This is a genomic window from Falsiroseomonas algicola, from assembly GCF_011040385.1.
Lineage (GTDB): Bacteria > Pseudomonadota > Alphaproteobacteria > Acetobacterales > Acetobacteraceae > Falsiroseomonas > Falsiroseomonas algicola.
In genome coordinates, this window is record NZ_JAAIKB010000005.1 from 143,804 (window position 1) to 164,352 (window position 20,549).

Here is a 20,549-nt window from a genome sequence, read left to right on the forward strand (position 1 = left end):
GCTACAGCAGCTCCAGCTGCCGCGCCGCCATCGCTCCCGGCACCTTGAACTGCGTGCAGTCGAGCGAGGCGCTGAAGCTGTTCTGGACGCCGCGGCCGGTATAGCCGCGGCCATCCAGCCCGAAGCGGCGCAGCGCCAGCTTGAAGCGCTGGGACAGCAGCTCGGCATAGGGGCCCGTGCCGGTCTGCCGCGCGCCGAAGCGGCTGTCATAGAGCTGCCCGCCCCGCGTCTCCCGCACCAGGGCCAGCACCCGGGCGGCGCGTTCGGGGTGGTGCTCCGCCAGCCAGGCCTCGAACATCGCCTTGATCTCGAGCGGCAGGCGCAGCAGCACATAGCCCGCCCGGGTCGCGCCGGCGCGGGCGCTGGCTTCCAGGATCCGCTCCATCTCCGCGTCGTTCAGGCCAGGGATCATCGGCGCCGCCAGCACGCCGACGGGGATGCCCGCCTTCGCCAGCTCCGTGATCGCGCCGAGTCGCTTCAGCGGCGATGCCGCGCGCGGCTCCATCACCCGCGCCAGCTTCATGTCGAGCGTGGTGACGGAGAGGCAGACATGCACCAGGTTCCGCGCCGCCAGGCGCTGCAGGATGTCGATGTCCCGCACCACGCCCGCGCCCTTGGTCACGATGGTCACGGGATGGCCGAACTTCTCCAGCACCTCCAGCGTGCGCCGCGTGATGCCGAGGGTGCGTTCCACCGGCTGGTAGGGGTCCGTGTTCGCCCCCAGCGCCACCGGCTTCGGCTCATAGCCCGGCTTGGAAAGCTCCTTCTCCAGCAACTCCGGCAGGTTCGGCTTGAACATCAGCCGGGTCTCGAAATCGAGGCCGGGGGACATGCCGACATAGGCGTGGGCAGGGCGGGCATAGCAGTAGACGCAGCCATGCTCGCAGCCGCGATAGGGGTTCAGCGAGCGGTCGAAGCCGATATCCGGGCTGTCGTTCCAGGACAGCGCGGATTTCGCATGGTCCCGCGTCAGCGTCGTCGGCAGCGGCGGCATTTCCGCGAATTCCGCGGCCAGCGTGCCCCAGCCATCATCCCATGCCTCGGTCCGCGTGCTTTCATAGCGCACGCCGGGATTGGTGACGGCGCCCCGGCCCTTGCGGGCCAGGGAGGGCATCGCGGAGGCTCCCCCATCAGGCATCGTCCGGTCCTTCGATTTCCTGGTTTGTTCTCACGGAAGGTGGGGTATCCCCGGGCAGTGCGTCAAGAACAAAATGCGAATTGAAGGCCTCTCCATCGTCATTCCCGCGCTGAATGCGGCGGCAAGCCTGCCGGGCACGCTCGCGGCGCTCGGAACGCAGGACATCGTCGTCGCCGATGCCGGCAGTGCCGATGCCACCGCCGCGGTCGCGGCCACCGCTGGCGCGCAGGTGGTGCAGGCCCCGCGCGGCCGTGGCAGCCAGATCGCCGCGGGGATCGAGGCCGCGGCCGGCCCCTGGCTGCTGCTGCTGCATGCCGATACGCGGCTCTCGCCGGGATGGCAGGAGGCCGTCCGGCGCGCGATGCGCGACCCGTCCCGCGCCTGGCATTTCCGCTTCGCGCTGGATGACGATTCGCCCGCCGCCCGCCGCCTGGAACGCGCCGTCGCCTGGCGCTGCCGCGTTCTCCGCCTGCCCTATGGAGACCAGGGCCTGCTGATCCACCGGGACCTGCTGCGGGCGGTCGGCGGGATGCGCCCCCTGCCGCTGATGGAGGATGTGGACCTGGTCCGCCGCCTCGGTCGTTCGCGGATCGGCGCGATGGAGGTCGCGGCGGTGACGAGTGCGGCGCGCTTCCGGCGGGAAGGCTATCTCCGTCGTTCCGCCCGCAACCTGTTCTGCCTCGCCCTCTGGTTCGCCGGCGTCAGCCCCGCCACCATCCAGAAGCTCTATCGGGGACGGGGATGAGGGGCGACACGCTGGTGATCTTCGCGCGGGCGCCACGGCTCGGTGCGGTGAAGCGGCGGCTGGCGAAGGGGATCGGCGCCCGGGCTGCGCTGCGCTTCTATGTCGGCCAGCTTGCCGCCGTGCTGCGCGCCACGGCGCGGGACCGGCGCTGGCGGACCGTGCTGGCCGTGACGCCGGACCGCGCCCCCGCCCGCTGGCCCATGGCGGTGCCGCGCGTGGCGCAGGGGCGGGGCGACCTCGGCCAGCGGATGCTGCACGCCATGCGGCCCCATCGCCGCTGCGTGCTGGTCGGCAGCGACATCCCTGGCGTCGCGGCCAGCGACATCGCCGCGGCCTTCAGGGCGCTTGGCCGCGCGGATGCCGTCTTCGGGCCGGCGCGTGATGGCGGCTACTGGCTGGTCGGACTGGGTCCGCGCCGCCCCGCCACGCCCTTTGCCGCCGTGCGCTGGTCCACGCGCCATGCGCTGGCCGATACCGAAGCCAATTTCGCGGGACGGCGGCTTGCCAGGGTCCGCACGCTGCGCGACGTCGATACCGCCGCCGACCTGGTGGCCCTCAGGAAGCGCAACCCATGAAAAGTCCCGACTGGAGCCGAACCAGCGCCGACTATGCCCGCCATCGCCAGGGCTTCCCGCCGCGCTTCCTGGACCAGTTGGAACGAGACGGGCTGTTGGCGCCGGGCATGGCGGTGCTGGACCTCGGCACCGGCACGGGTACCCTGGCGCGCGGCCTCGCGGCGCGGGGCGCGACAGTGCTCGGCCTTGACCCCGCCGCGGGCCAGATCGCGGAGGCTCGACGCCTGGCGGCGGAGGAGGGCCTCTCCGACCGCGCCCGCTTCGAGGAGGGCCTGGCGGAGCGCACCGGTCAGGCGGACGGCGCCTTCGACCTGGTCATCGCCGGCCAGTGCTGGCACTGGTTCGACCGCGGCCTGGCCGCGGCGGAGGCGTGGCGCGTGCTGAAGCCCGGCGGCGCGCTGGTGATCTGCCACTATGACTGGCTGCCGCTGCCCGGCAGCGTGGCGCACGCCACCGAATGGCTGATCGAGGCGCACAACCCCCGCTGGCGCATGGGCCGCGGGACGGGCTTCTACCCCGCCTGGGCGGGCGATCTCTCGCTGGCCGGCTTCCGCGACATCGGCTTCGCCGGCTTCGACCATGACGCGCTCTACAGCCGGGAGGATTGGCGCGGCCGGGTCCGCGCCTCCGCCGGCGTGGGCGGCGCGCTGGGGGGCGATGCGGTGGCGCGCTTCGATGCGGAACTCGCCACCCTGCTCGACCAGCGCTTCGGGCAGGACCCGCTCGTGGTCCCGCACCGCATCTTCGCGATCTGGGGCACCCGTCGGTAGCCCCAGCCGCCGTCAGGCGTGGGTCTTCGGCCTGCCCGCGAAGCGCGCCTTCACCCATTCCCGCATGGTCTGGAACACGACATAGAGCATCGGGATCATGAAGATGCCGATGATGGAGGCCGCGAGCATGCCGCCGAAGACCGGCATGCCGACCGCGCGGCGGGACGCACTCGCCGCGCCGGTCGCGATGACCAGCGGCACCAGGCCGAGCACGAAGGCGATGGAGGTCATCATCACCGCGCGGAAGCGGAGCCTGGCGCCCATCACCGCCGCCTCCTGGATCGACTTGCCGGCCTCCCGCTGCTCCTTCGCGAATTCGATGATCAGGATGCCGTTCTTGGCGGCCAGCGCGATCAGCACCACCAGACCGATCTGCGCATAGACGTCGAGCGAGAGGCCCGCGATGCCGATCGCCGCGAAGGACCCCAGCACGCCGACCGCGATGGAGGTGAGCACCGGGATCGGGATCACCCAGCTCTCATAGAGCGCGACCAGGAAGAGGTAGGCGAAGAGCAGCGCGAGGGCGAGGATGATGCCCGTCTGCCCGCTGGCCAGCCTCTCCTGGAACGCCGTGCCTGTCCATTCATAGCCGTAGCCCTGCGGCAGCACGCGGTCCGAGAGCTGTTCCATCGCCACCAGCGCATCGCCGGAGGAGACGCCGGGCCGCGGCGCGCCGTTGATGGAGACGCTGCGGACGTTGTTGTAGCGGCTGATGGTCTGTGGCCCGAGCACGACGCGGATGTCGGCGACGGAGCGCAGCGGCACCATCTCCCCGGCCGCGTTGCGGACATGGATGCGCCAGATGTCGGGGATGTCGTCGCGGTCGGTCGATTCGGCCTGGATGTTCACCTGCCAGGACCGGCCGAAATAGTTGAAGTCGTTGACGTAGAAGCCGCCCAGCGTCGTCTGCAGCGCCGTGAAGATGTCGCTGATCCGCACGCCCAGCGCCTGCGCCTTGTCGCGATCCACATCCAGGAACAGGGACGGGTTGTCGGCGGCGAAGGTCGAGAACACCGCCTGCAGCCGCGGATCCTGGTTGGCGGCGACGACGACGCCGAGCATGGCGCTCGACATCTCCTCCGGCGGCCGGCCTTCCAGGTTCTGCAACTGGTACTGGAAGCCCGCGCCGGTGCCCAACCCGATGATGGGCGGGATGTTGAAGGCGAAGGTGTTCGCCGCCCGCACCTGCTGCGTCGCGCCGAAGACGGTGCGGATGGCGCTGAAGACGCTTTCCTGCGCCGTGGTGCGGTCCGCGAAGGGCTTCATGCGGACGACGATGAAGGCGGCATTGGACTGCGCGCCGCCATCGATCAGGCTGAAGCCGACGATGGCCAGCACGCGCTCCACCCCCGGCACCGGCTTGATGATCTCCTCCACCTGCTCCACCGCCGCCCGGGTGCGGGACAGGGAGGCGCCCTGGGGCAGCTGCATCTGCACGAAGAAGGCGCCCTGGTCTTCCTCCGGCAGGAAGCCCTGCGGCGTCCGGCCGGCGAGGAAGGCGATGCCGCCCATGAAAACCGCGGTCAGCAGCAGCGACAGGATCGAAAGGCGCACCAGCCGGGCGACGATGTTGCCGTAGCCGTCCCGCACCCAGTCGATGCCCCGCATCACGGTCGCCAGCACGCCCTTCCGGGGCCCGTGATGCGGCCGCAGGAAGACGGCGCAGAGCGCGGGGGAGAGCGTCAGCGCGTTGATGGCGGAGATCACCATGGCGACGGAAACCGTCACCGCGAACTGCGCGAACAGCGCGCCGGACAGGCCCGGGATGAAGCCCACCGGCACGAAGACCGAGAGCAGCACCAGCGTGATGGCGATGATCGGCGCCGTGATCTGCCCCATCGCCTTCTTGGTGGCCTCCGCCGGCGACAGCTCCGGCTCCTCCTCCATCACCCGCTCGACATTCTCCACCACCACGATGGCGTCATCGACGACGATGCCGATGGCCAGCACCATGGCGAGCAGCGAGACGGTATTGGCGGAAAAGCCCACCACCAGCAGCACCGCGAAGGTCGCGATCAGGCTGACCGGCACGGCGATGACCGGGATGATGGTGGCGCGGAAGCTGCCGAGGAACAGCAGCACCACGATCACCACCAGCACGAAGGCCTCCAGCAGCGTCTTGATCACCTCATGCATGGTGTCGGTGACGAAGGTGGAGGTGTCGTAGAACACGTCCGTCCGCATCCCTTCGGGGAAGCGGCGGTTCATCTCGTCCAGCGTGCCCTTCAGCGCGGAAGCGGCGGCCACCGCATTGGCGCCCGGCGCGAGATAGGTGCCGAGCGTGATGGCGGGCTGGCCGTTCAGGCGGCTTTCCGTGTCCATCCGCGCCGCGCCCAGTTCCACCCGCGCCACGTCCCGCAGCCGCAGCAGGCTGCCCTGCGCATTGGCGCGGATGACGATGTTGCCGAACTCCTCCGGCGTCGAGAGCCGCCCTTGGGTTTGCAGGTTGAACTGGAACTGCTGGTCGTCGCTGATCGGCCGCGCGCCGATGCGGCCCACGGCCGCCTGCACGTTCTGCGCCTGGATCGCCGCCACCACGTCGGACGGCGTCAGGTTGAGGCTGATGAGCTTGTCCACCTCGAACCAGATGCGCATGGAGTAGTCCATGGCGCCGAACATCGACACCTGGCCGATGCCGGGCACGCGCGCCAGCCGGTCCAGCATGTTGATGGTGACGTAGTTCGAGAGGTAGAGCGGGTCATGCGCCGCGTTGCTCGACGTCACCGTCAGGAACTGCAGCACGGCGGAGGACTGCTTGCGCACGGTCACGCCCTGGCGCTGCACTTCCTGCGGCAGGCGGGCCAGCGCCGACTGCACGCGGTTGTTCACGTTCACCGTCGCGATGTCGGCATTGGTGCCGAGGGCGAAGGAGACGTTCAGCGCATAGGTGCCGTCATTGGCGCTGTTGGAGGACATGTAGATCATGCCCTCCACGCCGTTCACGGCGCTTTCGATCACCTGCGCGACCGTCGATTCCACGACGGTGGCGGAGGCGCCGGGATAGGAGGTGCTGACCTGCACCTGCGGCGGCACGATGTCCGGGAACTGCGCGACGGGGATGCGCAGCATGGCCAGCGCGCCGGCCAGCGTCATCACGATGGAGATGACGATCGCCAGCCGGGGCCGGTCGACGAAGACGGACGAGATCATGGTGGCTCAGCCCCGGCCGGGGCTGCGCAGCGGCGCGTTCGCCGGTCCGGGCTGCACGGGCTGGCCCGGGCGCACGCGCTGCACGCCCTCCACCACGACGCGCTCGCCACCCTCCAGCCCGCGCTCCACCACCACCTGGTCGGCGATGCTGCGGCCGAGTGTCACGGGCCGGCGGGCGGCCTTGTTCTCTGCGTCGAGCGCGAAGACGTAGTTGCCCTGCTGGTCCTGCAGCACCGCGCTGCGCGGGATCACCACGGTCGGCACGGGCTCCGCGCCTTCGACGAAGACGTTGACGAACATGCCGTCGATCAGCTCCCGGTCCACGCCGCCTTCCGTGCCGGTGCCAGGGCCGGGCCGCGGGGGGTTCGGGATCAGCGCGCGCACCAGGATCGTGTCCGTGTTGCGGTCAACCTGGGTGTCGATGAAGTCGATCCGCCCGACCTGGCCGTAGATCGCGCCCGTCACCAGGCGGATGCGCACGCGCGTGGCCTCCGCACCGCCGCGGCTGGCGTAGCGGTCGCGCAGTTCCGTGCCGGTGCGAAGGTTGACCGGGAAGGCGACGCGCATCGGGTCCTGGCTGACGATGGTCGCCAGCAGGTCGCTGGACGGCCCGACGACGGAGCCGACGGAGAAGGTGGAGCGGCCGATCTTGCCGTCGATCGGCGCCGCGATCTCCGTATAGCCGAGGTTGATCTGCGCCACGCGCAGCTGCGCCTGCGCGCCGAGCAGGGATGCCTGGGCGGAGCGCTGCGCCGCCGTCGCGTCATCCACCCGCACCTGCGTGCCGGCGGAGGTGCGGACCAGTTCCCGCGCGCGGGCCAGCGCGATGTTGGCGTTCTGCAACTCGGCCTCGGCGGAGGCAACGGTCGCCTGGGCGCGGGCGACCTCGGCCTCGAAGGGCGCGCGTTCCAGGCGGAACAGTACCTCGCCGGCCTTCACCTCCTGGCCCTCACGGAACAGGCGCTCCTGCAGGAAGCCGGTGACGCGGGCGCGGAGTTCGACGCGCTCCGGCGCCTCCACCCGGCCGACGAATTCGGTGCTTTCCGTCACCGGCCGCCGCTCGACCGTGACCACGCCGACCGCGGGCGGCCCGCCCGGCCCGGGCTGCGCCAGCGCGGGCGCGCCGGAGAGGAGAAGCAGGAGGGCCGCGCTGGGCGCGGCGAGGCGGGCAAGACGCATGGGCACCATCCGACGATTGGATCGGTTCTGGGCGCCTCGCCCTCCGCGCGTCAAGTTTCGTGAATGTTACTACCCGGCGGCGAGCGGGGGCCTTGAAGACTCGTAGGCCGCGATGTCGTCGGCCAGCGTCAGCGTCAGCCCGATCTCGTCCAGGCCACGCAGCAGGCAGTCCCGCGCGAAGGGCGGCACGGTGAATCCATGCTCCGCGCCGTCCGGTGCGGTCAGGATCTGGCGCTGGAGATCGACGGTGATCGTGGCGCCCGGCGCGGCGGCGACGGCGCCCCGCAGCGCGTTCACGGTCGACTCCGGCAGCTTCACGGGCAGCAGCCCGTTCTTCAGCGCGTTGCTGAAGAAGATGTCGCCGAAGCTCTCCGCCACGACCGCGCGGTAGCCCATGGCGAGCAGCGCATAGACCGCCGCTTCGCGGGACGACCCCACGCCGAAGTTGCGGCTGGCCACGAGGATTCCCGCCTGGTTGAAGGGCGGCTGGTTGAGGATGAAGTCGGGCCGCGTCGCACCCTCCGGAGTGAAGCGGAGGTCGTGGAAGCCATAGGCGACGTAGCGCTCATCCCGCGGCCGGCGCATGAAACGGGCCGGCATGATCTGGTCGGTGTCGACATTCGGCATGTCGAGCGGCGCGGCGATGGCCGTCAGGGTCGTGAAGGGCTCAGGCACCGATCAAGCTCCCGCCTGCATCAGGCGCCCGGCCAGCGCGGAAGCCGCGGCGGAGGCGGGCGACACCAGATGCGTCCGCGCCCCACGGCCCTGCCTGCCGGCAAAATTGCGGTTGGAGGTGGAGGCGCAGCGCTCGCCCTCGCCGACGCTCTCCCCGTTCATGGAAACGCAGAGCGAGCAGCCGCTCTCCTCCCACCGCGCGCCCGCTTCCAGGAAGATGCGGTCCAGACCCTCGGCCTCCGCCGCCCGCTTGGTGGCCGACGATCCCGGCGAGACGAGCATCGGCACGGCGATCTTCCGCCCCTCCAGCACGGCGGCGGCGGCGCGGAGGTCCTCCAGCCGCGAATTGGTGCAGGATCCCAGGAAGACGCGATCGACGCGCACATCGGCCATCGCCTCGCCCCCCTGCAGGCCCATGTAGTCGAGGCTCCGCTTCCAGGCGCGAGCGCGGGCCTCGTCGGGCGCCTCCTCCAGCCGGGGGACGCGGGCGGAGAGCGCCACGGCCTCCTCCGGGCTGGTGCCCCAGGTCGCCATGGGGGTGATGGCGGCGGCGTCCAGCGTCACTTCCCGGTCGAAGGCGGCATCCGCGTCGCTGTGGAGGTCGGCCCAGGCCGGGTCGGGCTGCGCCGGCGCGTGCGGGCGGCCGGCGAGCCAGGCGGCGGTGATGGCATCCGGCGCCACCATGCCGGTGCGGGCACCCGCCTCGATCGCCATGTTGCAGAGCGTCAGGCGGCCCTCGACGGACAGCGCGCGAACCGCACTGCCCGCGAATTCGATCGCGCCGCCGAGCCCGCCGCCCGTGCCGATCTGCGCGATCAGGGCGAGCGCCATGTCCTTGGCCGTGGTGCCGGCTGGCAGCGTGCCCTCGAACCGCGCGCGGATCTGGCGGGGCTGGGACTGCCAGATGGTCTGCGTCGCCAGCACATGCGCGACCTCGCTCGCGCCGATGCCGAAGGCCAGCGCGCCGAGGGCACCGTGCGTCGAGGTGTGGCTGTCGCCGCACACCACCGTCATGCCCGGCAGTGTCAGGCCCTGCTCCGGCCCGGCGACATGGACGATGCCCTGGTCGGGATCGGCCAGGTCGAAGGCACGGATGCGGTGGGCGCGGGCATTCTGCTCGAAGGTCTCGATGATGCCGCGGATCTCGGGGTCCTGCACCGCGTCGGTCCGGCGGGCATTGGTGGGGACGTAATGGTCGCCGAAGCCGAAGGTCAGGTCCGGCCGCCGCACGGGAATGCCGCGGGCGCGGAGCATGTTGAAGGCGTGGAAGCTGCCTTCGTGGAAATAGTGCCGGTCGATGTAGAGCAGCACGAGCCCGTCATCGCGCGCATGCACGACATGGGCATCCCAGATCTTCTGAAACAGCGTTCTTCCCATGGCCGGACCTTGGCCCCGGCCCCGCTGGACGGCAAGAGGGGGCGGGGGCAGGGTGCGCGGCATGTGGACCGACCCGCCCAAGCTGATCCAACCCTCCCTGCTGTCGCGCATGCCCGACCCGCTGCGCCGCCTGCGGCCGACCGCCTGGGCGGATGCCAACCGGGCGGGCCAGGCGGTGCACAGCTTCCTCGAGGGGCCCTGCTTCGATGCGGCGGGGAACCTCCATTGCACCGACATCCCGCATGGCCGGATCTTCCGGGTCTCCGGCAGCCATTGGGAGGTTGTCGCGGAGTATGAGGGCTGGCCGAACGGGCTGGCGGCGCGGGGCGAGGATCTGCTGGTGGCGGATTACCGCCACGGGCTGCTGACGCTCGATCCCGTCACGGGCGCCATGGCGCCGCTGCTGGAGACGATCCTCAGCGAGGGGCTGCGCGGCATCAACGACCTGATCCTGCTGCAAGATGGCGGCGTGGTCTTCACGGACCAGGGGCAGACCGGGCTGCAGGACCCGACAGGCCGCGTCTGGCGCCTGCATCCCGATGGGCGGATGGACAAGCTGATCGGCAACGGGCCGAGCCCCAACGGCCTGGTGATGAACCGCGCCGGCACGCATCTGATGGTGGCCATGACACGGTCCTGTGAGATCTGGCGCTTCGTGCTGCGCCCCGATGCGGTGGTGGCCAAGGCCAACCTGTTCTTCCGCATCCCCGCCGGCACCTCCGGCCCCGACGGGCTGGCGGTGGATGCGCATGACCGGCTTTTCGTCGCCAATCCCGGCCATGGGCAGGTCTGGGTGGTGGACCCGCACGGCCTCTGCACCCACCGGATCGACTGCACGGGCTTCGGCCGCATGCCCACCAACTGCACCTTCGCCCCCGATGGCCGCACGCTGGTGATCACGGAAAGCCAGTCGGGCAGCCTGCTGGCAGCGGAGATTCCGGCGCCCTGACCGGCGGCGGGCCGCGCGCCCGCTTGCGACGGGTGCGCCGGGCCGGTGTAGGCTGGGCGCATGCCGACCTACAGCCTGACCGGCGCGCGCTGGACCAAGCCCGTCGTGACCTGGTCCTTCGGGCAGCCAAGCCCGATGACCAGCTACACCACCGCCATCACCGCCCCGGCCGCGCAGGCAACGGTCGCCCGCGCTTTTGACCGCTGGGAGACCGTGAGCGGAATCGACTTCACGCTCGTGCCCGGCATCGGCGCCGCCGCCGATATCAGCATCGGATTCGCCGAGTTTCCTGGCCCCTTGGCCGGCTTCGCCTTCTACGTCGTGTCGGGCGACGGCGCGATTGCCAGCGCCGAGATCGTGATCGAGAGCGATCCGGGCTTCCTCTACCAGATCGCGCTGCATGAGGTGGGGCACGCCATCGGGCTCGACCACGTCAACGATCCGGCGGAAATCATGAATCCCGTCATCTTCGCCACGGATCTTGGCAGTGGCGACATTGCGGGGGTGCAGGCGCTCTACGGCCCGCCGCGCGCCGTGGCGCCACCACCGGCACCGGCACCGCCGCCGGCACCACCGTCGGCGCCCGCGCCGCTGGCGGTGGCTGGCGACCTCAATGCCGATGGGCGGGCCGACCTGCTCTGGCAGAACGGCACCTCGGGCCAGGTGGTGGCGTGGCAGATGAATGGCCTGGCCGTGACCGGTGGCGGGCTGTTGGGGCCGGCGGTAGGCGAGAACTGGCGCGTGGTCGGCCTCGGCGATGCGGATGCCAGCGGCACCGCCGACATCCTGTTCCAGGCCGCGGACGGGCAGGTGGCGATCTGGCTGGTCTCCCGCACCGGCGGCATCGGCGGCGGGCCGCTGGCGACGAACCCCGGCCCCGCCTGGCGCGCCGTGGCGGCCGCCGATTTCGACGGTGACGGGCGGGCCGACATCCTCTGGCGCGGGCCGGGCGGGGAGGTGGTGGTCTGGCAGATGAACGGCACGACCGTGGCGGGCGGCGGCATGGTGCCGGTCAATCCAGGCACGGCCTGGCGGGCCGTGGGCGCCGCCGATGCCGATGGCGATGGGCGGGCCGACATCCTCTTCCAGCACGAGAGCGGCGGGGTGGCGGTGTGGCTGATGCAGGGGGCGCAGCTTCGTGGCGGTGGCGTGGTGGCGGGCGCCCCGGGCGCGGGCTGGGAGGCGCGGGCCTTCGCCGACATGGATGGCGACGGCCGCGCCGACATCCTCTGGCAGAACGCGACCGGCCAGCCCGCCATCTGGCTGATGGACGGCGCCGCCATCCGTGGCGGCGGCACGCCCAGCTACAATCCGGGCCCGAACTGGACCGCGGAGGCGGCCCGCGACACGAACGGGGACGGGCGGGCCGACATCCTCTGGCGGTCCGATGCCGGGGAGGCCGCGGTCTGGCTGATGGACGGCACGCTGGTCGCCGGGGGCGGCCTGCTGTCGCCGGTCCCCGGGCCGGACTGGGCGCTGCTCTAGCAGGCTGCGGAAGAACGGGACGGGTCGGCTGGACGGCGCCTTTCCGCGCAGGATTCGTCTGCCGCTTGCCACGATGCAACCACATCGTGTCTGCGCGTCATCCTTTCCTGCACGAAAATTCGCTCGCCCATCCTCAGCCGCCCGTTCTTCCGCAGCCTTCTAGGGGCGGCTGCGCCTATCCCAGCGTGATCCCCGTCTCCCGGATCAGGTCCCGCACCAGGGCGCGTTCGCGGACCAGGCGGGCGCCGAGGGCATCGGCCTCGGCCGGTGTCGCATCGGCGCCGGCGGCGGCATAGCGAGCCTTCACCTCGGCGTCGGAGGTGGCGTGGTTCACCGCCTCCTCCAGCGTGCGCCGGACCGGCTCCGGCGTGCCGGTGCGGCAGAAGAGGGCGTTCCAGCTGGTCAGGTCGAAGCCGGCGAAGCCCTGGCTGGCGATGGAGGGATGGCTGCCGATGCCCGCCGCATTGGTGGTGCCGGCCACCACGGCGCGCCCGCCCTCCACCAGGGGGTTGAGGGAGTTGCCGGAAATGATGGCAGCGTCGAGCGTCCCGGATGCGAGGTCCCGCGCCGCCTCCGCGCCGCCGCGATAGGGCACGTGTTCCAGCCGCACCCCCGACCGGTGCGCCAGCATGACGCCGGCGAGGTGCCCGATGCTGCCGACGCCCGGCGATCCGTAGGAAAGCCCGCCCGGCGCCGCCCGGGCCGCGGCGAGGAAGCTGGCGACGTCCGTGATCCCCCGGCTCCGCGCGACGCCCAGCAGGTAGGGCACATCCGCCACCGTGCCGACCGGGGCGAAGTCACGCTCATAGTCGAAGCTGAGGTTGCGGTGGATGAACTGCGCCACGACGAAGCTGGCGCTGTCGAAGAGCAGGGTGTGCCCATCCGCCGGCGCCTGCACCACCTGCGCCGCCCCGATCGCGCCGCCGGCGCCCGAGCGGTTCTCGACCACGATCTGCTGGCCCAGGAAGGCCGACATGCGCGGCTGGATCAGCCGCGCCAGCGTGTCCGAATTGCCGCCGGGCGCGAAGGGCACCACCAGGCGAATCGGGCGGTTGAACTGGGCCTGGGGGCGCTGCGCCAGCGCCGGCACCGGCAGTAACGCAAGGGCGAGCAGGGCGCGGCGCGGGGTCATGGCGGTTCCTCCGGTTTGGCGCGGAGGCTAGAGCGGCCGCCGCCGCCTTGTCATGCCCGGAACGGAGTCGCGCCATGCCCGCCTTCATCCACTGCCACATCGCGACCAGCCTCGATGGCCGGATCGCGCGGGCCGACGGCTCCGTGGACTGGCTGCTGGAGGGCGCGCCCCCGCCGGAGGCCTTCGGCTTCGAGGCCTTCTACGCCGGCATCGACGCCATCCTGATGGGCCGCGGCACCTATGAGGCGGTGCGCGCCATGGGCGACTGGCCCTATCCCGGCAAGCCCGTGATGGTCGTGACCACGCGGCCCCTGGAGGATACGCCGGCCGGGGTGGAGATCATCGGCGGCGGGGTCGAAGCCGCCGTCGCGGCGCTGGAATCGCGCGGCCATGCGCGGATCTGGGCGGAGGGCGGCGGGCAGTTGCTGCGGGGGCTGATGGCGATCGGCCGGCTCGACCGGCTGGAGATGGCGGTGCTGCCGCTGGTGCTGGGGGAGGGGCCGATGCTCTTCCCGCCGGGCACGGTGGAGACCCGCTTCCGCCTCGTGGAGGCGCGCACCGTGGAGGGCGGGTGCCTGCACCTGGTCTATGACCGCATCGCCTGACGGCCGATACTCGCCGCCTGCAAGGAAAGACCGATGACCTCCCCGACCCCGCTGGCTGGCCTGCGCGTGCTGGAATTCACCCACATGATCATGGGCCCCTCGGCCGGCATGGCGCTGGCGGATCTGGGTGCGGAGGTCATCAAGGTGGAGCCGGCGCCCGATGGCGATTCGACGCGGCGGCTGACGGGCTCCGGCACCGGCTTCTACGCCGCCTTCGGGCGGGGGCGCCGCAGCCTCTGCGTCGACATGAAGAAGCCGGAGGGCATCGCGCTGGTGCAGCGGCTGGCGGCAAAGGCCGATGTGCTGGTGGAGAATTTCCGGCCGGGCGCCATGGCCAAGCTCGGGCTGGGGTATGAGCAGCTGGCCGCGGTCAATCCGGGCCTCGTCTATGCCTCCTGCAAGGGGTTCCTGCCCGGCCCCTATGAGCACCGGACGGCGCTGGATGAGGTGGTGCAGATGATGGGCGGCCTCGCCTACATGACCGGGCCGACGGGGCGGCCGCTGCGGGCGGGCAGCAGCGTGATCGACATCATGGGCGGGCTGTCCGTGACGGTCGCGATCCTGGCCGCGCTGCGGGAACGGGAGAGCACGGGCAAGGGCGGCCATGTGCAGGCCGGGCTGTTCGAATCGGTGGCGCTGCTGATGTCCCAGCACATGGCGCAGGCCCATATGACGGGCGTCGAGCCGCCGCCCATGTCCACGCGCCTGCCGGCCTGGCCGGTCTACGACATCTTCGACACCGCCGATGGCGGCCAGGTCTTCGTGGGCGTCGTCACCGACACTTCCTGGCCCATCTTCTGCAACGCCTTCGGGCTGGAGGACATGGCGACGGACCCCAGCCTCGCCACCAAGAACCAGCGGGTGGAGGCGCGGGCGCGGACCATCCCGCGCGTGGCGGCGGCGCTGGCGGCCTATACCAAGGCCGAGCTGATGGCGAAGTGCGAGGCGCTGGGCCTGCCTTTTGCCCCGATCGGCCGGCCGGCGGAGCTGTTCGACGACCCGCACCTCAACGGGTCGGGCGGGCTGGTGCCGATGACCTTGCCGGATGGGCGGCCCATCAAGCTGCCGGCGCTGCCGGTCTCGATCGACAGCGCGCGGCCAGGCGGCGCGGGCGACCTGCGGCCGGCGGGGGCGGATGGCGCGGCGATCGCGGCGGAGCTGGGCTATTCGGAAGCCGAGATCGCGGCGCTGCGCGCGGCGGGGGTGATCACCGGTGGGGTGTGACTTTTAAGTCGCTAAGCGACTTATGCCGATTATGCCGTTTATGCGCGTTTAGCACCGTTTTCGCGGGGGGGGGGGCGGAGGGCGGTCGCACGGGGGGTGGCGGCGTTCTCGAACATAAAGCGAACAAAACCCTGTCGCCACCTTTTTCTCTCATCCCGGCCGCTTCGCCACCGCCAGCCCCAGGCCGAGCGCGATCATCGCGGCGCCCGAAGCCTCCCGCAGCCGTCGCACCAGCCCGGGCCGTGCCGCCGCGCCGTCCCGCAGCCGGCCGGCGGCCAGTGCGACCGCGACATCGGCCAGGGTGTTCAGTGCGACGGAGATCGTGCCTAGCAGGACGAACTGCAGGCCTGCCTGGCCCGCAGCGGGATCGACGAATTGGGGCAGGAAGGCCAGGAAGAAGGCGGCGGTCTTGGGGTTCAGCGCCTCCACCACCACCCCCTCCCGGAAGGCGCGGCGGGGGCCGCCAAGGGGAGGCATCGGGGGCGCGGCGGCGCCGGGCGGGGCCTCGGCGCGGGCGGTGCGGATGGCGCGCCAGCCGAGCCAGGCGAGGTAGAGCGCGCCGGCCCATTTCAGGGCGTTGAACAGCTCCGCACTCGCCAGCACCAGGGCGGAGACGCCGAGGCTGCCGGCCATTACATGCGCCATGCCGCCGAGCCCGGTGCCGAGGCTGCTGGCGATGCCCTCCGCCCTTCCGCCGGCCAGCGTCCGCGCGGCGACGTAGAAGATCCCGGGCCCCGGCGTGACCGCGAGCAGCAGCGCGGCCAGCAGGAACAGCGGCAGCGTCTCCGTCATTCCGGCATCGCCGCCGCGACGGCGCGGTCCGCCGGCCGGTCGCTGGCGGCAAGTGCCGTGCGCACGCCCGCACGATCCTCGGCGCTGCGGTTCTGGCTCAGCTTCCGCTTGCCCTCCAGCCGCGCGATGGGCAGGCGCAGCCCGACGATGCCCTTCAATTGGCCGCGGATGAAATCGGCCGGTGCGTCGAAGACGGCCCAGGGCGCGGGGCGGGGCGATTCGTGGCGCTCGGTCAGCCTGGTCACCAGGGCCAGCAGCCGGTCCGGGTCCTCGTAGAACTCGGCCGCGCCATAGGCGTGGACGGTCACGTAGTTCCAGGTCGGCACCACGCGGTGATGCTCCTGCTTGGAGGGATACCAGGAGGGGCTGACATAGGCGTCCGGCCCCATGAACACCGCCATGGCCTGGCCGATGGCGGGCGTCCGCCATTGCGGGTTGGCGCGGGCGAGATGGCCATGCAGCGTGCCGAAGGGGCCGTCCTCGGGATCGAGGAAGAGGGGCAGGGGGCTCGCGACCAACCCCTCTGCCGTGGCGGTGACCAGGTTGGCGAGGCCCGCCGCGCGGATGGTGCCGTGCAGGCCGGGCAAATCGTCCAGGCGGAAGGCGGGGGGGATGTACATGGGCTCGTCCTCTTCAGCCTGGACCCTGCCGGCCTTCTGGCCCAGAAGGAATGGCCAGTTTCTGGCAAAACCACTGGGCCAGTTCAGGGATGAAGCAGGACGGCATCGGGCAGCGGATCGTGGCGGCGATCCGCCGGCGGATCGAGGCGGGGGAGGATGCGCCGGGGGCGCCCATGCCCTCCAGCCGCGCGCTGGCGGCGGAATGGGGCGTGTCCCGCACCACCGTCACCGCCGCCTATGACCAGCTGGTGGCAGAGGGCTATCTGGAGGTGCGGCCCGGCGCGCGGCCGCGCGTGGCGACGGGGCTGGGGCGGGGGGCGCGGGGCGCGCCGGCCGCGGCACCGGGATCGGGCGCCCGGCTTTCCGCCTTCGGGAAGCGCCTGGCGGCCCTGCCGCCGCTGCCGCCCGCGGGGATGGATGGGCTGGCGGCGGATTTCCGCTATGGCGAGTTGTCGGCGCGGGACTTTCCGCGCCTCGCCTGGCGCCAGGCGGTGACGGCCGCGGTGCTGCGGTCCCCGCCCATCCTGCGCTATGGCGACCCCGCCGGGTCGCCGCGGCTGCGCGCGGCGCTGCAGGGCTATCTGTGGCGGGCGCGCGGGCTGCGCTGCGCGGCCTCGCAGATCATCGTCGTGAACGGGTCGCAGCAGGGGATCGACCTCGCGGCGCGGCTGCTGCTGGACCCCGGCGATGCGGTGGTGATGGAGGAGCCCGGCTATGCGCTGGCGCGGCACGCCTTCGCGGCGCTGGGCGCGCGCGTGCTGCCCGTGACGGTGGATGGGGAGGGGCTGCGGACCGCGGGATTGCCGCCTGCGCGCCTCGCCTATGTGACGCCGTCCCACCAGTATCCGCTGGGCGCGGTGCTGTCGGCGGCGCGGCGGCGGGAGTTGCTGGCCTGGGCGAAGGGCTGCGGCGCCCAGGTGATCGAGGACGATTACGACAGCGAATACCGCTACGACATCGCCCCCGTCCCGCCGCTGCAGGCGATGGATGAGGAGGGGCGGGTGCTCTACCTCGGCACCGCCTCCAAGACCCTGTCGCCGACCTTGCGGCTGGGCTGGCTGGTGGTGCCGCCGGGCCTCGTCGAGCCCTTCACGCAGGCGCGCCGCCTGGCCGACCGCCACGCGCCGGCGCTGGAGCAGGAGGCGCTGGCGACGCTGATCGAGGAAGGCGCCTATGAGCGCCACATCCGCCGCGCGCGCCGGCTGAACGCAGAGCGCCGCGCCGCGCTGCTGGCCGCGCTGGCGCGGTACCTTGGTGATTCGGTGGTGGTGGAGGGGGCGGAGGCCGGGCTGCATGTGGTGGCCTGGCTGCTGGACGTGCCGGCGGAGCGGGCGGCGGCGCTGGTCGCGACCGGGCGCGCGGCGGGGATCGGGCTGCATCCGGTGACGCCACTCTTTGCGGAGGGGGTGCCGGGGCGGGTCGGGCTGGTGATGGGGTATGCGGGGCTGGAGGTGGCGGCGATCGAGCGGGGGGTGGGGGTGCTGGCGGAGGTGGTGCGGGGGGTGGGGTGAGGGACTAGCCGTGAGTGAGGCTGGATGGCTGCTTGCGACCCTGAGCGGTCCTTTGGATCCGGTCTAGGTCCGACAGACAGCAGCAAGGTGGTCACAACCTTGCAAACAACAGAGGCAGCGTCTTCGCCGATCAAAGCGCCTTCGTTCAAGCCGGCGACGCTTGTTACGGGTACTGCGTTTCGATGGACTTTCGCAACGAACGGAGTTGCTGCGTCAAATGCGCCCAGTCACTACTGGTCTGCTGTTCAGCCAACGCCAAAAAGAGCGATACTTGATCGGCGGCTAGAGACGAACGAGCCGACAACGCGCATTGGAGACGGTGTTGAACGTCAGCAAGAATTGGGCGATCGTCCGGATTTGGCCTAAGACAATCCGCCACCAAAACTGCCAAATCTTTATGGGGGAGCGGTTCTTTTACGTTGCACCCCATCTCCAGCCATTTTATCCAATATTTATTTTTTTGCCAGCGGTTGAAGCCGGGATTTATTTGGCGATGCCAGTCACCGCCATGAACACCTATGGGATGTACGCCGCGGGACAGAAGCTCGTGTAGCATAATCCCCGCAACGAAGACGCTGGTCCATTCTCCGATCTGCGCTCTCTTCCATTGCTCGGGAGCCATGTAGGGGCGTGTCCCGCCGAACTCCTGCTTCTCAGCAGCCAAGTTGACGCTGCCAAAGTCTGCCACCAGTGGGCGCAGCCAGAGGTCGTTGTCCGGAAGACCTTGAAAGCTTTTGCGCAGGTCACGGACAAAGATGTTCTCGGGCTTTAGATCTTGGTGGGCCAAACTCCGTCTGTGGCAATGGAGCAAGCCCGCAACTAGCTGCGTAATCAAGCAAATTCGGCCAATATCTCCGAAAGACGGTTCCTCGATGTAGTGCGATAGGTCGCCTTCCCAGCGGCGAAAGTAGGCTATCGGCACGCCTAAGATCATAAAGACCTTAAAAGGCCAATGGACGTTGGGGTGATAGTGAGCTGAGGCTTGAAGTTCAAGCTCCCTAAGAAATCGCACGGCTCGCTCGCGCGGACTCAATCCCTCGCGTCGCTTTGGATACTTCGCAACGATGTAGCGTGGATAAACGCCCTCCCCGTTGTCGAGAAACACGATCTCGCCCGCGAACCCCGCGCCTGCTTCGCACGCCTTTTTTGCCTTACCATGAAAAGCAATCAGCGCGTTCCTATACTGAATGGGAAGTTCATAGAAGGCGTCGGGCGACATAGAAGGCCGTCCATTGTTCGGGGGTGGAAGACCATTGGAATAAGATAAGGATGCTTCGGAAGCGCAAGGACGTCTAGGCCAGCAGCGTGTCTGTGCCGACGCAACAACTCAGTTTCAGCGCGAATGGCAGCTTGCGCCACGCGAAGTGGCCCAAGCTGTCGGACGTCACCCGGCCGAAGCCGGGGTCGCTCCCATTTACCGCTCCACAGTCAGTTCACGAGGTGGATCACGTTGTCAGGCTGCGAACCCTGTACAGCCGCTCCCCGCCCTTCTCGGACATCGCCATTCAGCGCTGGGCCCGCCCCTCAGTGGTGGATGAACACCGGGCAGCGCGCATCTCGCAGCAGCACATGCGTCGCGCTGCCGGTGACGAAGCGGCGGAGCCCGCTTTCCTCGAAGGCGCCGAGCACCAGCAGGCGCGCATTCAGCCCCTCGGCCTCCGCCAGCACCAGGTCGGCGGGGCGGTCGCCGACCAGCGGCAGGGGCGCGCATTCGATGGCGTGGCGGCGGAGGAAGGCGCAGGCTTCCTCGGCCATCAGCAGCGCGGCGTCGCGGTCCTCCGCCACGGAGGCGACGCGCACCATCGATCCCTCCGCCAGGCCGAGCAGGGCGAAGAGCTGCAGCGCCGCCATGGCGGGGAGGGAGGCGTCGTAGCCTACCAGCACGGGCCCCTGCGTGCCGAGCGTGGCCCCGGGCGGGATGACCAGGAGGGGCCGGGCGCCGTCCATCAGCAGCTGCTCGATGACGGGGGCGACGTTGTCCTCCACCTGCTCCCGGCCGAGGGTGCTGTCGCGCCCGACCACCACCAAATCATGCGTGGCGCCGGCGCGCAGCAGGGCGGGTTCGGGGGCATCGGCCAGGCGGAGTTCGGTGTAGGGCGTGTCGCCGGCAACGGCGGCGCAGGCGGTGAAGGCGGCGGCGGCATCGGCCTCCGCGCGCTTCGCCAGCGCCTCGTCCCGCCGCGCCTTGAAGGCGGCGCCGCCGATCGGGACGAATTCATGCTCGCTGCGGGTATTGGGCGTGTCGAGCACCACGGCGGCGGTCAGCGCCGCGCCGGTGCGGCGCGCCAGCGCGAAGGCGGCGTCGCGGGCGGATTGGGCGCCCTGTGTGTCGTCCAGCGCGACGAGGATGCTGCGCAGCATGGTGAGGTCTCCCCTTGGGTCGCAGCCTAACGCGGAACGCGGTCGGGCGACACCGGGGGTCAGCGCGCGTGGCACGCGCCGCAGGTGGCGCGGGCGGGATCGCGGAGCGCATCGCCGGCGCTGCCGCGGGCGGCGACGACCAGGCCCTGGTGGAGGGCGATGATCGCCAGCGCCGTGCCTGCCGCCAGCATCAGGGATTTCGCGAGCCTGCCCATCGCCGCCTCCGCCCTTGCGGGGGAAGGCTAGCGGGGCGCCGCGCGG

General features: G+C 70.9%; 19 protein-coding genes. 8 read left to right on the plus strand and 11 right to left on the minus strand.

What is annotated here, in order from left to right; genetic code table 11:
* Position 1: 1 nt before the first annotated feature.
* Positions 2–1,114 carry a PA0069 family radical SAM protein gene (locus G3576_RS14200; RefSeq protein WP_235951932.1) on the minus strand — a complete coding sequence of 371 codons (1,113 nt, stop codon included), beginning with the start codon at positions 1,112–1,114 and terminating at the stop codon, positions 2–4.
* Between the two features lie 97 nt (positions 1,115–1,211).
* Between G3576_RS14200 and G3576_RS14205 the strand changes: the two genes are divergently transcribed.
* The 3 genes from G3576_RS14205 to G3576_RS14215 are packed head-to-tail and all read left to right on the plus strand — an operon-like array spanning position 1,212 to position 3,228.
* Positions 1,212–1,883, plus strand: a complete 672-nt coding sequence (locus G3576_RS14205; protein ID WP_164695072.1) for a TIGR04283 family arsenosugar biosynthesis glycosyltransferase — start codon at positions 1,212–1,214, stop codon at positions 1,881–1,883.
* A complete protein-coding gene (locus tag G3576_RS14210) occupies positions 1,880–2,458 on the plus strand; it encodes a TIGR04282 family arsenosugar biosynthesis glycosyltransferase (RefSeq protein ID WP_164695073.1) in 579 nt (192 codons plus the stop codon). Before G3576_RS14205 ends, G3576_RS14210 begins: the two co-directional genes overlap by 4 nt.
* Positions 2,455–3,228 carry a class I SAM-dependent methyltransferase gene (locus tag G3576_RS14215; protein ID WP_164695074.1) on the plus strand — a complete coding sequence of 258 codons (774 nt, stop codon included), beginning with the start codon at positions 2,455–2,457 and terminating at the stop codon, positions 3,226–3,228. The genes G3576_RS14210 and G3576_RS14215 overlap by 4 nt, the downstream gene beginning before the upstream one ends.
* A gap of 12 nt (positions 3,229–3,240) precedes the next feature.
* Here the strand turns inward: G3576_RS14215 and G3576_RS14220 are convergent, their stop codons facing one another.
* The 4 genes from G3576_RS14220 to leuC all read right to left on the minus strand — a co-directional run bounded on the left by G3576_RS14220 (position 3,241) and on the right by leuC (position 9,609).
* Positions 3,241–6,378 carry an efflux RND transporter permease subunit gene (locus G3576_RS14220; protein WP_164695075.1) on the minus strand — a complete coding sequence of 1,046 codons (3,138 nt, stop codon included), beginning with the start codon at positions 6,376–6,378 and terminating at the stop codon, positions 3,241–3,243.
* A 6-nt stretch (positions 6,379–6,384) separates the two neighbouring features.
* Positions 6,385–7,557 carry an efflux RND transporter periplasmic adaptor subunit gene (locus G3576_RS14225; RefSeq protein WP_164695076.1) on the minus strand — a complete coding sequence of 391 codons (1,173 nt, stop codon included), beginning with the start codon at positions 7,555–7,557 and terminating at the stop codon, positions 6,385–6,387.
* A gap of 69 nt (positions 7,558–7,626) precedes the next feature.
* Positions 7,627–8,232 (minus strand): 3-isopropylmalate dehydratase small subunit, encoded by a 606-nt coding sequence (gene leuD / locus G3576_RS14230; protein ID WP_328729114.1) that lies wholly within the window; start codon positions 8,230–8,232, stop codon positions 7,627–7,629.
* Positions 8,233–8,235: 3 nt separating this feature from the next.
* Positions 8,236–9,609: a 3-isopropylmalate dehydratase large subunit gene (gene leuC, locus G3576_RS14235; protein WP_164695077.1), complete on the minus strand. Its 1,374-nt coding sequence runs from the start codon at positions 9,607–9,609 to the stop codon at positions 8,236–8,238.
* 61 nt (positions 9,610–9,670) lie between these two features.
* Between leuC and G3576_RS14240 the strand changes: the two genes are divergently transcribed.
* Entirely contained in the window at positions 9,671–10,558 is an 888-nt protein-coding gene (locus G3576_RS14240) for an SMP-30/gluconolactonase/LRE family protein (RefSeq protein ID WP_164695078.1), read from the plus strand.
* A 60-nt stretch (positions 10,559–10,618) separates the two neighbouring features.
* A complete protein-coding gene (locus G3576_RS14245) occupies positions 10,619–12,043 on the plus strand; it encodes an FG-GAP-like repeat-containing protein (RefSeq protein WP_164695079.1) in 1,425 nt (474 codons plus the stop codon).
* A 175-nt stretch (positions 12,044–12,218) separates the two neighbouring features.
* On the opposite strand, the gene G3576_RS14250 is transcribed toward G3576_RS14245, so the two are convergent.
* On the minus strand, positions 12,219–13,175 hold the full coding sequence (locus G3576_RS14250; RefSeq protein ID WP_164695080.1) for a Bug family tripartite tricarboxylate transporter substrate binding protein: 957 nt from the start codon (positions 13,173–13,175) through the stop codon (positions 12,219–12,221).
* Positions 13,176–13,249: 74 nt separating this feature from the next.
* On the opposite strand from G3576_RS14250, the gene G3576_RS14255 reads away from it, so the two are divergent.
* Positions 13,250–13,780 carry a dihydrofolate reductase family protein gene (locus tag G3576_RS14255; protein ID WP_164695081.1) on the plus strand — a complete coding sequence of 177 codons (531 nt, stop codon included), beginning with the start codon at positions 13,250–13,252 and terminating at the stop codon, positions 13,778–13,780.
* 33 nt (positions 13,781–13,813) lie between these two features.
* The gene (locus tag G3576_RS14260; protein ID WP_164695082.1) at positions 13,814–15,004 is read left to right on the plus strand and encodes a CaiB/BaiF CoA transferase family protein; all 1,191 of its coding nucleotides are present in this window, start codon (positions 13,814–13,816) and stop codon (positions 15,002–15,004) included.
* A 150-nt stretch (positions 15,005–15,154) separates the two neighbouring features.
* Here G3576_RS14260 and G3576_RS14265 read toward each other — a convergent pair whose 3' ends face one another.
* Both G3576_RS14265 and G3576_RS14270 read right to left on the minus strand, forming a co-directional pair.
* The gene (locus tag G3576_RS14265; RefSeq protein WP_164695083.1) at positions 15,155–15,796 is read right to left on the minus strand and encodes a LysE family translocator; all 642 of its coding nucleotides are present in this window, start codon (positions 15,794–15,796) and stop codon (positions 15,155–15,157) included.
* On the minus strand, positions 15,793–16,416 hold the full coding sequence (locus G3576_RS14270; RefSeq protein WP_164695084.1) for an FMN-binding negative transcriptional regulator: 624 nt from the start codon (positions 16,414–16,416) through the stop codon (positions 15,793–15,795). Before G3576_RS14270 ends, G3576_RS14265 begins: the two co-directional genes overlap by 4 nt.
* Before the next feature lie 89 nt (positions 16,417–16,505).
* Here G3576_RS14270 and pdxR point away from each other — a divergent pair, with 89 nt between their 5' ends.
* A complete protein-coding gene (gene pdxR / locus G3576_RS14275) occupies positions 16,506–17,927 on the plus strand; it encodes a MocR-like pyridoxine biosynthesis transcription factor PdxR (protein ID WP_164695085.1) in 1,422 nt (473 codons plus the stop codon).
* Between the two features lie 163 nt (positions 17,928–18,090).
* Here the strand turns inward: pdxR and G3576_RS14280 are convergent, their stop codons facing one another.
* The 3 genes from G3576_RS14280 to G3576_RS14290 form a co-directional block, all read right to left on the minus strand.
* A complete protein-coding gene (locus G3576_RS14280; protein WP_164695086.1) occupies positions 18,091–19,146 on the minus strand; it encodes a protein kinase domain-containing protein in 1,056 nt (351 codons plus the stop codon).
* 305 nt (positions 19,147–19,451) lie between these two features.
* Positions 19,452–20,288: a universal stress protein gene (locus G3576_RS14285; protein WP_164695087.1), complete on the minus strand. Its 837-nt coding sequence runs from the start codon at positions 20,286–20,288 to the stop codon at positions 19,452–19,454.
* Between the two features lie 59 nt (positions 20,289–20,347).
* Positions 20,348–20,503, minus strand: coding sequence for a hypothetical protein (locus tag G3576_RS14290; protein WP_164695088.1), 156 nt, complete (start codon positions 20,501–20,503; stop codon positions 20,348–20,350).
* Between the last annotated feature and the right edge of the window lie 46 nt (positions 20,504–20,549).